The sequence below is a fragment of the Microbacterium lacusdiani genome (genome assembly GCF_054779895.1).
Map to the genome: position 1 here is coordinate 41398 of NZ_BAAGXJ010000003.1, position 12126 is coordinate 53523.

The following is a 12126-nucleotide window of genomic DNA, read 5'->3' on the forward strand; positions in this document are numbered from 1 at the left end:
GCGTAACGATCGGAAATCCATGACCTCCACCGCGACCGGCATCGTTCACCTCACCGAGCGTCAGCCGCAGCTCAGCGGCGAGGAGATGCTGGCGAGCCTCGTGCCGCCGCCGCAGTTCGACGACGCGACTTTCGACACGTACCGCGCGGATCCGTCGTATCCGTCCCAGCAGGAGGCGAAGGAGCTGCTCACGACCTTCGCGGTGGGCGCCCCGCCCGCCAAGCGGGGTGGGCTGTTCTCGCGCCGGCCGAAGACGCCCGAGATGAAGCCGGGCGTGTACCTCGACGGCGGGTTCGGCGTCGGCAAGACGCACCTGCTCGCGTCGATCTACCACGCGGTGCCCGCGCGCCGGAAGTACTTCGGCTCGTTCATCGAGTACACCGCCCTCGTGGGGGCCCTCGGGTACCGGCAGACCGTGGACCTCCTGCAGGGCTCCGCGCTGCTGTGCATCGACGAGTTCGAGCTGGACGACCCTGGCGACACCATGGTCATGACGCGGCTGCTCGGCGAGCTCGTGAAGGGCGGCACGCGCCTCGCGGCCACGAGCAACACTCCGCCGAACGCGCTCGGGGAGGGGCGCTTCGCCGCTCAGGACTTCCTGCGCGAGATCCACGCGATGGCCGACAGCTTCCAGACCATCCGCATCGACGGCGTGGACTTCCGCCAGCGTTCGCTGTCCGGGCACGCGCCCGTCCTGGACGGGGCGGCGTACGAGGCGGCGCTGGCAGCCTTCGGCACGGCCAGCGACGACGGGTTCGACGCCCTCATCTCCCATCTCGCGCGCGTGCACCCTTCGCGGTACATCCGCCTGATCGACGGGGTCGACGCCATCGGGCTGCGGGACGTCCGCCAGCTCACGGATCAGTCCGAGGCGCTGCGCTTCGTGGCGTTCGTCGACCGCGTGTACGACGCCGAGCTGCCGATCCGCGCGACCGGGCTGTCGCTCGACCAGGTCTTCGGCGACGACATGCTCGCCGGCGGGTACCGCAAGAAGTACCTGCGGGCGATCTCGCGCCTGGTGGCGTCGACGAACGCCTGAGCCCACGACCGGTCGCGGGGCCATCGTGAGGCCCGCGAAACGCGATGTTTACATCCGGGCGGGGTGCGTAACACCCGGGAAACATCCTTCGAGACCTCTGTGAAACGGGCGGGCGCAAGACTGCGGGGACCCGACGCTTCTCCCTGCGCGTCCCCTTCCAGAGAGGTACCCGCCCGATCATGGATCAAGGCAACACCGCATTCATGCTCATCGCAGCAGCCCTCGTGCTGCTCATGACCCCCGGACTGGCGTTCTTCTACGGCGGCCTCGTCAAGGCGAAGAGCGTCATCAGCATGATGATGCTGAGCTTCGGCGCGCTCGGCCTCATCGGCGTGCTGTGGGTGCTCTACGGCTACGCGATCGCGTTCCCCGGCGCCGAGGGCCTCCTGGCCCCGTGGTCGATCGACGCCAGCGCGTTCGGCCTGAACAGCCTCCTCGAGACCCCCGAGGACGCCGCCTACCCGCCCATGGCCTTCGTCTGCTTCCAGGCCACCTTCGCCATCCTGACCGTCGCGCTCGTCTCGGGCGCCATCGCCGACCGCGCGAAGTTCGGCGGCTGGATGGTCTTCGCCGGCCTCTGGGCCACCATCGTCTACTTCCCGGTCGCCAGCTGGGTGTTCAACTTCGGCCTCGCCGACGACGGCAGCTTCGCCTACGGCGGCTGGATCACCTACGGCCTGCAGGAGGCCTTCGGCGTCGGCGCGATCGACTTCGCCGGTGGTACCGCGGTCCACATCAACGCCGGTGCCGCGGCGCTCGCGCTCGCGCTGGTCCTCGGCAAGCGCGTCGGCTTCCAGAAGGGCGTCCACGTCCCGCACAACCCGCCGTTCGTGCTGCTCGGCGCCGCCCTGCTGTGGTTCGGATGGTTCGGCTTCAACGCCGGCTCGGAGCTCGCGGCCGACGGCGTCGCGGCGCTCGCCTTCATCAACACGATCGGCGCCCCGGCCGCGGCTATGCTCGGCTGGCTGATCGTCGAGAAGGTCAAGGACGGCAAGGCCACTTCGGTCGGCGCCGCCTCCGGTGCGGTCGCGGGCCTCGTCGCCATCACCCCGGCGTGCGCCTCGCTGCACCCGATCTGGTCGCTGCTGCTCGGCTTCATCGCCGGTGTCGCCTGCGCCTATGCGATCGAGCTGAAGTGGAAGCTCGGCTACGACGACTCGCTCGACGTCGTGGGCATCCACCTCGTCGGCGGTCTGATCGGAACGCTGTACCTCGGCTTCTTCGCCAACGGCACCGGCCTGTTCATGGGCGGCGACGGCACGCAGCTCCTCGTGCAGTTCATCGCGGCGGTCGCGGTGCTCGTGTACTCGTTCGTGCTGGCCTACGCGATCGGCTTCGCGGTCGAGAAGACGATCGGCTTCCGCGTCAAGAACGAGGACGAGCTGGCCGGCATCGACGCGGTCGTGCACGGCGAGACGGGCTACACGCTCGCGGACTGACCCCACCACCGGTGTCCCCAGCACCGGCCCCACCCCACCGAGCGGAGGGCGTCGCGGCTTCGGCCGCGGCGCCCTCCGTGTGTTGCGGCGCCACGCGAGGATCGGCGGCCGACCCGGCCGATAGGCTCGGGCCATGGCACGACAGAGCTTCCTCGGCACGCTCGCGAAGCTGGCGCTCGGCGCGCTGGAGACGGCGACCCGCCGGCCCAGGCGGGGGCGCGACGACGGCCTCCGCGGCCCGCGGCCCGGATCGCGCGGGCAGTCGGGCGGCCTCGGCGACGCGCGTGCGGAAGCGGCCCCGAGCGGCATCCAGACCGTGGAGCTGCGACCGGAGGACGTCCCCCGGCTGCGGCTCTCCTACGCGCCCCAGCACGACGGCGAGGCCGACGCCGGCGAGGTGGTGTGGACCTGGGTGCCGTACGCCGAGAACGACGGCCGGGGCAAGGACCGCCCGGTCCTGCTGATCGCCCGCCACGGCGCCGATCGCCACTACGCGGTCAAGCTCACCAGCAAGTCCAAGGACGGGGACCGCGAGTTCCTGCCCCTCGGCTCCGGACCGTGGGATCCAGCCGGCCGGGAGTCCTGGGTCGATCTCGACCAGCTGTACAGCGTGCACGCGGACGGCATGCGGCGCGAGGCGGCGGCTCTCGATCTCGACCGCTTCACGCGCGTCGCGGCCGCGCTGCAGCGGCGCTACGGATGGGGCGCGGGGAGCTGACGCGCGGCGCGCGCCACGCCCGGTGCGGGCGCGGTTCGGACGCGCAGGCAGGATCGGGTAGTATGACTTCTCGGCGCGCAAGGCCGAGGAACTGAACAGCACGGGCGATTGGCGCAGTTGGTAGCGCGCTTCCTTCACACGGAAGAGGTCATCAGTTCGAGTCTGGTATCGCCCACCGCAGAGAGCCCCCGGCACGCCGGGGGCTCTCGCCGTCTCCGGCGACGGTCAGGCCTCGGGATCCTCCGTGGGGTCGCCGGGTCGCACCGGGGCGTCGTCGGCGATGTCGATGCGCTTCACGCCGTCGTGCTCGGAGACCTCGATGCGGGGCCGCGCGTCGTCCTCGGTCGCGCCCGGGGCGGAGGTCAGCTGGTCGTGGCGCTTCTCTTCCGGGGTCATGTCATCCGTGGTTCCCATGGGCTCGAGGCTAGGCGTGGCCGCCGCCGCGGGGGAGCGGCTTGACACGGCGCCCCGGCCGTCGGCGGGCAGCCGCCGGACACGCCCGGACACCGGTGCTGGTTTGGCTCTGCCGCCGTCGTCGGCTAATGTGTAACAAGTGCCCGGCGCAATCGGGTGCGATGCGGATGTAGCGCAGTTGGTAGCGCATCACCTTGCCAAGGTGAGGGTCGCGAGTTCGAGTCTCGTCATCCGCTCGAGTGCAGGGGTCTCACGACCCCGGCATGCGGGTTTCGATCCCCCGCGGTGGCGTGGCCGAGAGGCGAGGCACCGGCCTGCAAAGCCGTTTACACGGGTTCGAATCCCGTCGCCACCTCGTCATAATTGAATACAGCTCTTGATGAGCGCGATTGGCGCAGCGGTAGCGCGCTTCCCTGACACGGAAGAGGTCACTGGTTCGATCCCAGTATCGCGCACGAGCGGATCCCGTATCCCGCTCATGCGGATGTAGCGCAGTTGGTAGCGCATCACCTTGCCAAGGTGAGGGTCGCGAGTTCGAGTCTCGTCATCCGCTCCACACCGAAGCCCGGCGGCCCTCAGGCCCCGGGCTTCTCCGCGTCCGGGGATGGTTGACTGAGGGCATGACGGATGAGATGCCGGCCGACGTCGCCGAGTTCGCAGACCGCCTGTTCGACATGGCGCGCACGGGTCAGTCCGCGCCGCTGCTCGACCGGATCGACTCCGGGGTGCCGGTCGATCTGGCGGACGCGCAGGGATCGACGCTCCTCATGCTCGCCGCGTACCACGGGCACGCCGAGCTGGTCGCGGCGCTCGCGGAGCGCGGTGCCGACGTGGACCGCGTGAGCGGCCGGGGGCAGACCCCGCTCGCCGGCGCCGTGTTCAAGCAGCACGACGACGTCATCCGCACGCTCCTGAAGGCTGGCGCCGATCCGGATGCCGGCAACCCGTCCGCCCGCGCCACCGGCCAGATGTTCGGGCGCACCCTGCCCGAGGTCTGAGGCCGCGTCGGCGGGGGAGCGCGCGACGGCGAACTAGGATTGACGGGTGACCACCGGATTCGATCTGCACCCCGAGAAGAACGTCGTCGCGATCCGCGTCGACGGTGAGCTGAAGGACCTCGCGACCGAGGTCACGGAGACGCAGACGGTCGAGCCGGTGACCATCGACAGCCCCGACGGGCTGAACATCCTGCGCCACTCGACCGCGCACGTGCTCGCGCAGGCCGTGCAGAAGCTGCGCCCCGGCGCGAAGCTCGGCATCGGCCCGTTCATCACCGACGGCTTCTACTACGACTTCGGCGTGGACGAGCCCTTCACGCCCGATGACCTGAAGGCGATCAAGAAGGAGATGCAGCGCATCGTCCGCGACGCGCAGCGCTTCCGCCGCCGCGCGGTCAGCGACGACGAGGCGCGCGCCGAGCTGGCCGACGAGCCGTTCAAGCTCGAGCTGATCGGGCTCAAGGGCGGCAAGAAGGAGGCCGCCGAGGGCGCCGGCGTCGAGGTCGGCGAGGGTGAGCTGACGATCTACGACAACATCGACGGCCTCACGGGCGAGACCGTGTGGAAGGACCTCTGCCGCGGGCCCCACGTGCCCTCCACGCGGATGGTCGGCAACGGCTGGGACATCCTGCGCGTCGCCGGCGCCTACTGGCGCGGCAGCGAGAAGAACCCGCAGCTGCAGCGCATCTACGGCACGGCGTGGCCGTCGAAGGACGAGCTGCGCGCCTACCAGGAGCGCCTCGAGGAGGCCGCGCGCCGCGACCACCGCAAGCTCGGCAAGGAGCTCGACCTGTTCTCGTTCCCCGACGAGATCGGCTCCGGCCTGTCGGTGTGGCACCCCAAGGGCGGCATCGTCCGCGGCGAGATGGAGCAGCACGCCCGCCGCCGCCACATGGCCGAGGGCTACAGCTACGTCTACACGCCGCACATCACGAAGAAGGACCTCTTCGTGACTTCGAACCACCTCGTGACCTACGCCGAGGGCATCTGGCCGCCGATCCGGATGGACGAGGAGCGCGACGAGCAGGGCAACGTCACCAAGCAGGGCGTCGACTACTACCTGAAGCCCATGAACTGCCCGATGCACATCCTGATCTACAAGGAGCGCGCCCGCAGCTACCGCGACCTGCCGCTGCGCCTGGCCGAGAACGGCACGGTGTACCGCAACGAGCTGTCCGGCGCGCTGCACGGTCTGACCCGCGTGCGCGGCTTCACGCAGGACGACGCGCACCTGTTCGTGACGCCCGAGCAGCTCGAGGCCGAGACCACGAAGGTCCTCGAGTTCGTGCTGTCGCTGCTGAAGGACTTCGGCCTCGACGACTTCCGCCTCGAGCTGTCGATGCGCGACGACGAGAAGGGCAAGTGGATCGGCGAGGAGGAGGTCTGGGCCACGGCGACCGACGCCCTGCGCCGCGTCGCGCTGAAGACGGGGCTCCACCTCGTGGAGGAGCCCGGCGAGGCCGCGTTCTACGGACCCAAGATCGACCTCAAGGTGACCGACGCGATCGGCCGCTCGTGGCAGCTGTCGACCGTGCAGCTCGACTTCAACCTGCCCGAGCGCTTCGACCTCGAGTTCACCGACCGCGACGGATCCAAGCAGCGCCCCATCATGATCCACCGGGCCCTGTTCGGATCCATCGAGCGGTTCTTCGCGATCCTGCTCGAGCACTACGCGGGCGACTTCCCGCTCTGGCTCGCGCCCGTCCAGGTCATGGGCGTCCCCGTAGCGGGCGAGTACGCGGACTACCTCGACGAGGCCGTGGCCCGGCTGCGCGCCGCCGGCGTGCGCGCCGAGGTCGACCACTCGGACGACCGCATGCAGAAGAAGATCCGCACGCACACGACCTCCAAGGTGCCGCTGCTGCTGATCGCGGGCGAGCAGGACCGCGCCGCCGGCACGGTGTCGTTCCGCTTCCGCGACGGCTCGCAGCGCAACGGCGTGCCGCTCGACGAGGCGGTCGCGCTCGTGACGGGGGCGATCGCGCGGCACGCGCTCATCCAGACGGCAGAGGACCTGGTGTGACCGCGGAGGCGGGCGCCGAGGGGCACGTCCACGTGGACGGCCGCCTCGAGCACGCCTCCGACTTCAGCGGGGTGCCGGATCAGTTCCAGCGCCTGTGGACCCCGCACCGGATGGTGTACATCGCCGCCGGTGCGGACGTGAACCGCGGGTCGGGCTGCCCGTTCTGCGCGGCGCCCGGCAAGGACGACGAGGCCGGCCTGATCGTCCACCGCGGCCGCACCGCGTTCGTGCTGCTGAACCTGTTCCCGTACAACTCGGGTCACCTGCTCGTGTGCCCATATCGCCACATCGGCATGTACGACGAGGCCACGCCGGAGGAGGTCGCCGAGATCGGCGAGCTGACGCAGACCGCCATGCGGGTGCTCAAGGAGGTCTCGCGCTGCGACGGCTTCAACATCGGCATGAACCAGGGCCACGTGGCGGGTGCGGGCGTCGAGGAGCACCTGCACCAGCACATCGTGCCCCGCTGGGCGAGCGACGCGAACTTCTTCCCGATCATCGCCCGCACCAAGGCCCTGCCGCAGCTGCTCGGCGACGTCCGCCGCACCCTGTTTGACGCCTGGCCGGTTTCCTGACTTCCTTGCTCGCGACGCTGGATGACGTGCGAGCGTAGCGAGCGTGGAGCGAAGCGACCCTGCGGGCGCGAAGCGCACGCCTCCGACGGAGCGGAGCGACGGCGTGTCGCTCGCCGAGCGGCATCCGCGAAGCGGGTGCCCGAGAGCGTGCGACGCGCGAGCGAAGCGAGCTAAAAGGAAGCCGTGACTGATGCCGCCAGGTCTGATGCGAGGGTCTTCATCTCGTCGTCCGTGAGGTCGTGGACCGTGACGCGCAGGTGCTGCGACGGGGGAGCGTCCTCGCGGAGCTGGAACTCGTCACCCGTGCGGGCGAGCCAGCCGCGGCGCATGAGCTGCTCGGCGACGTCGCGCGCGGGCGCGCCCACCGGAATCCAGAGGCTCAGGCCGTCGCCCGCGCTCGCCTGGATCCCCTGCGCGGCGAGCAGCCGCGTGAACGTCTCGTTCCGCTCCGCGTAATGCGCGCCCGCGCGGTCGATCTGCGCCAGCACGTCCGGATCCGACAGCATGGCGTGCGACAGTCGCTGGAGCAGGTGGCTCACCCACGTCGTGCCGGGGCTCAGGCGCATGGCGAGCCGGCCGGCGGTCTTCGGGTCCGAGGCCGTCACGGCCAGGCACATGTCGGGCCCGATGAACTTCGACACCGAGCGCACGAGCGCCCAGCGACGGTGGCCCGGCCCCACGATCGAATGGAAGGGGCGGCGAGAGAGCAGCGAGAAGTAGTCGTCCTCGATCACGAGCACGTACGGATGATCCGCCAGCACGTCGCGCAGCTCGGCCGCGCGCCCGGCGGTGACCGCGGCCCCGGTGGGGTTCTGGGCGCGGGGCGTGCAGACCACGGCGCGCACGCCGTCCTCGAGCGCGGCGCGCAGGCCGTCCGGCGTCATGCCCTCGGCGTCGACCGGCACGGGCACCGCCCGGTAGCCGCCCAGGCGGACCGTGTGGATGCTCGCGAGAAAGCACGGATCCTCGAGCGCGACGGCGTCGTCGCGCATCAGCGCCTGGGCGAGCAGGCGCTCGATCGCGTCGACGGCGCCGCTTGTCACCGTGACGCGGAAGTCGTCCGACGGCGTGTCCGGCGCGAGCCAGCCGCGCGCCCACTCCTCGACGGCCTGGTCGATCACGGGCTCGCCGTACAGCACGGGACGTCCCGCGGCGGCCTGCAGCGCGCGCGAGAGATCCGGGATGAGCGCCGGATCCGGGTTGCCGGTGGCCACGTCCCGCAGCGCCGAGCCGGGGGAGTAGCCCTCCTGCGCCACGCGGGCGCCGCCCGCGACGCGCGTGCCGGCGCGGCCCTGCGACACCACGAGCCCGGACCGGGCGAGCAGCCGGTACGCGGCGACGGCGGTGTTCCGGTTGACGCCCAGTCGCTCCGCGAGCGCCCGTACCGGGGGCAGCGCGTCGCCCGGGGCGAGGGCGCCGCGCTCGACGAGCTCGCGCACGCTCGCGCCGATCTCGGTGGCCGTACGGCCGTGGATCTCGTCCGTGCCGGTGGGGGATGTCATCCCGTCGAGTCTATGGTCTGGATCGTGGTACTTTTTGGCCTAGATCAAACCCACCCTGCGCGACCCTGACGCGCGTCCCCACCCCAGGAGATCCCATGTCGAACCCCACGGCGTCGAACCCGACCACGGGCACCGGCCGCGTCAAGCGCGGCCTCGCGGAGATGCTGAAGGGCGGCGTCATCATGGACGTCGTCACGCCCGAGCAGGCCCGCATCGCCGAGGACGCCGGCGCCGTCGCCGTCATGGCGCTCGAGCGCGTGCCCGCCGACATCCGGGCCCAGGGCGGTGTCTCCCGCATGAGCGACCCCGACATGATCGACGGCATCATCGAGGCCGTCTCGATCCCGGTCATGGCGAAGGCCCGCATCGGCCACTTCGTCGAGGCCCAGGTGCTGCAGCAGCTCGGCGTCGACTACATCGACGAGTCCGAGGTGCTCTCGCCGGCCGACTACGTGAACCACATCGACAAGTGGCCCTTCACGGTGCCGTTCGTGTGCGGCGCGACCAACCTGGGCGAGGCGCTGCGCCGCATCACGGAGGGCGCCGCCATGATCCGCTCGAAGGGCGAGGCGGGCACGGGCGACGTGTCCGAGGCGACCAAGCACATCCGGACCATCACGGGCGAGATCAACCGCCTGCGGTCGCTCACGAAGGACGAGCTGTACGTGGCCGCCAAGGAGCTGCAGGCGCCCTACGAGCTGGTCGCCGAGGTGGCCGAGACGGGCAAGCTGCCGGTCGTGCTGTTCACCGCGGGCGGCGTGGCCACCCCGGCCGACGCGGCCATGATGATGCAGCTTGGCGCGGACGGCGTGTTCGTCGGCTCGGGCATCTTCAAGTCGGGCGACCCGGCCAAGCGCGCCGCGGCGATCGTCAAGGCCACGACGTTCCACGACGACCCGTCCGTGATCGCCGAGGTGTCGCGCGGCCTGGGCGAGGCCATGGTCGGCATCAACGTCGCCGACCTGCCCGCGCCGCACCGCCTGGCCGAGCGCGGCTGGTGACGATGGCGGCCCCGCGCGTGGGCGTGCTCGCCCTGCAGGGCGACGTCCGCGAGCACGCCCGGGTGCTGGAGGAGCTCGGCGCGCGGGTGACCCTCGTGCGCCGGCCGTCGGAGCTCGCCGAGGTCGACGGCCTCGTGCTGCCAGGCGGCGAGTCGAGCGTGATCGACAAGCTCGCGCGCGCGTTCGACCTGCAGCAGCCCATCCGCGACGGGATCGCCCGCGGCCTGCCGGTCTACGGGACGTGCGCCGGGCTGATCCTGCTGGCCGATCGGATCCACGGCGCGATCGAGGGTCAGGAGACCTTCGGCGGTCTCGACGTCACGGTCCGCCGCAACGCGTTCGGCGGTCAGGTGGAGTCGTTCGAGACCGACCTCGACGTGCCCGTGCTGGGGGAGCCGCCGGTGCGCGCGGCGTTCATCCGAGCCCCCGTCGTCGAGGAGCTCGGCGCCGCGTCTGCGCTCGCTGCGCTGCCCGACGGGCGCGTGGTCGCGGTGGAGCAGGGCGCGCTGCTCGGCACCTCGTTCCATCCCGAGGCGACGGGGGAGCTCCGGTTCCACCGCCGGTTCCTCGACAAGGTCGCCGCGGCGGCCTGACGTCCCACTCGCATGTCTCACTTCGGGCCGGAATCCCAGGCGGATTCCGGCCCGAAGTGAGACACGGATCAGCGCACCTGGCGCGCCTCGAACTCCAGGCGCGGGTTCGCGTAGTGCTCCTGCGCCTCGACGAGCTGCAGCTCGCGCTCGCCCGACGCCAGGGTCTGCTCCAGCAGCCCGAAAACGCTGGACGCGGTGCGCGCGAGGGCCTCGGCCGCCGATCCCGTCGCCCGGTAGTGCGCGGTGAACAGCGCGGCGGTGACATCACCGGAGCCGTTCGCCTTGAATGGCAGGTGCGGCGTCTGGACGATCCAGGCACCCGCGTCGTCGGCCGCGAGCATCTCGATCGTGCCGTCCTCGCGGTCCGGGCGCTCGACGCTCGTGACGAGGACGGTGCGCGGGCCCATGTCGCGGGCCAGGTCCACGGAGGCGAGCGTCGACTCCAGATCGAGCGGGGTCGTGCCCGTCAGGTAGCCCAGCTCGAACTGGTTCGGCGTGATCAGGTCGGCCACCGGCACGACCTTGTCGCGCAGCAGATCCGGGATCGCCGGGGCGACGAAGCAGCCGGACTTCGCGTTGCCCATCACCGGGTCGCACGCGTAGATCGCATCCGGGTTCGCGGCCTTGACGCGGGCGACCGCGTCGATGATCACGTCCGCGATGCCCTCGCCGCCCTGGTAGCCCGACAGCACGGCGTCGATGCGCGGGAAGGCGCCGCGCTCCTCGATGCCCGTGATGACCTCGCGCACGTCGTCCGGCGCGATGAGCGGACCGCGCCAGGCGCCGTAGCCGGTGTGGTTCGAGAAGTTCACGGTGTAGACCGGCAGGACCTCGACGCCGATGCGCTGCAGCGGGAACACCGCGGCCGAGTTGCCCACGTGGCCGTACGCGACCGCCGACTGGATCGAGAGGATCTTCATCCCTCGATCCTCGCACCGCCGCGCGAGGGTCGCGACCGCGAGCCGGCCGACGGGTTCTCGTAGAATGTCCCGAGGCCCTCGGGCCACGTCAGCAGAGCGGGAGAGATATGTCCGGGCATTCCAAGTGGGCCACGACCAAGCACAAGAAGGCGGTCATCGACGCCAGGCGCGCGAAGTCGTGGGCGAAGCTCATCAAGAACATCGAGGTCGCGGCGAAGCTCGGCGGCCCCGACCTGGCGGGCAACCCGACGCTGTTCGACGCGGTGCTGAAGGCGAAGAAGACCTCGGTCCCGAAGGACAACATCGACCGCGCGATCAAGCGCGGCGCCGGCATCGGCGGCGAGTCGGTCGACTACACGACGATCATGTACGAGTGCTACGCCCCGGGCGGCGTCGCGATGCTGATCGAGTGTCTGACCGACAACAAGAACCGCGCGGCCGCCGAGGTCCGCACGGCCGTCACCCGCAACGGCGGCAACATGGCCGATCCGGGCAGCGTGTCGTTCAACTTCGAGCGCAAGGGCGTCATCGTCGCCTCGAGCGAGGGCACCACGGAGGACGACGTCATGCTCGCCGCGCTGGAGGCCGGCGCGCTCGAGGTCGAGCCCCACCCGTCCGGCTTCGAGATCGTGACCGAGGCGAGCGACATGGTCGCCGTCCGCACGGCGCTGCAGGACGCCGGGATCGAGTACGAGTCGGCCGACGCCGAGTTCGTCGCGAACGTCAAGGTCCCGGTCGACGCCGAGACCGCCCGCAAGGTCTTCAAGCTGATCGACGCGCTCGAGGACAGCGACGACGTGCAGAACGTCTTCACCAACATCGACCTCTCGCCCGAGGTGCAGGCCGAGCTGGAGCAGGACGACGAGTAACCACGCCTTCTGACTCCGCCCCATCCGGATCCCGG

Annotated in this window: 12 protein-coding genes and 5 tRNA genes; 14 read left to right on the forward strand and 3 right to left on the reverse strand. The window is 70.8% G+C overall.

Features of this window, described 5'->3' with window-relative positions; genetic code table 11:
• Window positions 1-19: 19 nt before the first annotated feature.
• The 4 genes from zapE to ACYVGN_RS02270 all read left to right on the forward strand — a co-directional run bounded on the left by zapE (window position 20) and on the right by ACYVGN_RS02270 (window position 3371).
• Window positions 20-1039 (forward strand): cell division protein ZapE, encoded by a 1020-nt coding sequence (gene zapE / locus ACYVGN_RS02255; RefSeq protein ID WP_460788497.1) that lies wholly within the window; start codon window positions 20-22, stop codon window positions 1037-1039.
• A 179-nt stretch (window positions 1040-1218) separates the two neighbouring features.
• A complete protein-coding gene (locus ACYVGN_RS02260; RefSeq protein WP_460788499.1) occupies window positions 1219-2478 on the forward strand; it encodes an ammonium transporter in 1260 nt (419 codons plus the stop codon).
• A gap of 133 nt (window positions 2479-2611) precedes the next feature.
• The gene (locus ACYVGN_RS02265; protein WP_460788501.1) at window positions 2612-3196 is read left to right on the forward strand and encodes a type II toxin-antitoxin system PemK/MazF family toxin; all 585 of its coding nucleotides are present in this window, start codon (window positions 2612-2614) and stop codon (window positions 3194-3196) included.
• Window positions 3197-3298: 102 nt separating this feature from the next.
• Window positions 3299-3371, forward strand: a tRNA-Val gene (locus tag ACYVGN_RS02270).
• A 50-nt stretch (window positions 3372-3421) separates the two neighbouring features.
• Here ACYVGN_RS02270 and ACYVGN_RS02275 read toward each other — a convergent pair.
• The gene (locus tag ACYVGN_RS02275) at window positions 3422-3610 is read right to left on the reverse strand and encodes a hypothetical protein (RefSeq protein WP_055988375.1); all 189 of its coding nucleotides are present in this window, start codon (window positions 3608-3610) and stop codon (window positions 3422-3424) included.
• A 163-nt stretch (window positions 3611-3773) separates the two neighbouring features.
• Here ACYVGN_RS02275 and ACYVGN_RS02280 point away from each other — a divergent pair.
• The 7 genes from ACYVGN_RS02280 to ACYVGN_RS02310 all read left to right on the forward strand — a co-directional run bounded on the left by ACYVGN_RS02280 (window position 3774) and on the right by ACYVGN_RS02310 (window position 7206).
• Window positions 3774-3846, forward strand: a tRNA-Gly gene (locus tag ACYVGN_RS02280).
• 48 nt (window positions 3847-3894) lie between these two features.
• A tRNA-Cys gene (locus ACYVGN_RS02285) sits at window positions 3895-3965 on the forward strand.
• Window positions 3966-3993: 28 nt separating this feature from the next.
• Window positions 3994-4065: transfer RNA gene (locus ACYVGN_RS02290), tRNA-Val, on the forward strand.
• Between the two features lie 25 nt (window positions 4066-4090).
• Window positions 4091-4166: transfer RNA gene (locus ACYVGN_RS02295), tRNA-Gly, on the forward strand.
• Between the two features lie 64 nt (window positions 4167-4230).
• On the forward strand, window positions 4231-4608 hold the full coding sequence (locus tag ACYVGN_RS02300; protein WP_460788503.1) for an ankyrin repeat domain-containing protein: 378 nt from the start codon (window positions 4231-4233) through the stop codon (window positions 4606-4608).
• 46 nt (window positions 4609-4654) lie between these two features.
• Entirely contained in the window at window positions 4655-6631 is a 1977-nt protein-coding gene (thrS, locus tag ACYVGN_RS02305) for a threonine--tRNA ligase (protein WP_460788505.1), read from the forward strand.
• Window positions 6628-7206: an HIT family protein gene (locus ACYVGN_RS02310; protein WP_055988369.1), complete on the forward strand. Its 579-nt coding sequence runs from the start codon at window positions 6628-6630 to the stop codon at window positions 7204-7206. Before thrS ends, ACYVGN_RS02310 begins: the two co-directional genes overlap by 4 nt.
• Window positions 7207-7376: 170 nt before the next feature.
• Here the strand turns inward: ACYVGN_RS02310 and ACYVGN_RS02315 are convergent, their stop codons facing one another.
• Window positions 7377-8708, reverse strand: coding sequence for an aminotransferase class I/II-fold pyridoxal phosphate-dependent enzyme (locus tag ACYVGN_RS02315; protein WP_460788507.1), 1332 nt, complete (start codon window positions 8706-8708; stop codon window positions 7377-7379).
• Between the two features lie 95 nt (window positions 8709-8803).
• On the opposite strand from ACYVGN_RS02315, the gene pdxS reads away from it, so the two are divergent.
• The gene (gene pdxS / locus ACYVGN_RS02320; protein ID WP_055988365.1) at window positions 8804-9709 is read left to right on the forward strand and encodes a pyridoxal 5'-phosphate synthase lyase subunit PdxS; all 906 of its coding nucleotides are present in this window, start codon (window positions 8804-8806) and stop codon (window positions 9707-9709) included.
• A gap of 2 nt (window positions 9710-9711) precedes the next feature.
• On the forward strand, window positions 9712-10302 hold the full coding sequence (gene pdxT, locus ACYVGN_RS02325; protein WP_460788509.1) for a pyridoxal 5'-phosphate synthase glutaminase subunit PdxT: 591 nt from the start codon (window positions 9712-9714) through the stop codon (window positions 10300-10302).
• 68 nt (window positions 10303-10370) lie between these two features.
• Here pdxT and pdxY read toward each other — a convergent pair whose 3' ends face one another.
• Complete coding sequence (gene pdxY / locus ACYVGN_RS02330; protein WP_460788511.1) at window positions 10371-11222, reverse strand: pyridoxal kinase PdxY; 852 nt, start codon at window positions 11220-11222, stop codon at window positions 10371-10373.
• A 107-nt stretch (window positions 11223-11329) separates the two neighbouring features.
• Here pdxY and ACYVGN_RS02335 point away from each other — a divergent pair, with 107 nt between their 5' ends.
• The gene (locus tag ACYVGN_RS02335) at window positions 11330-12091 is read left to right on the forward strand and encodes a YebC/PmpR family DNA-binding transcriptional regulator (protein WP_055988359.1); all 762 of its coding nucleotides are present in this window, start codon (window positions 11330-11332) and stop codon (window positions 12089-12091) included.
• Window positions 12092-12126 lie beyond the last annotated feature (35 nt).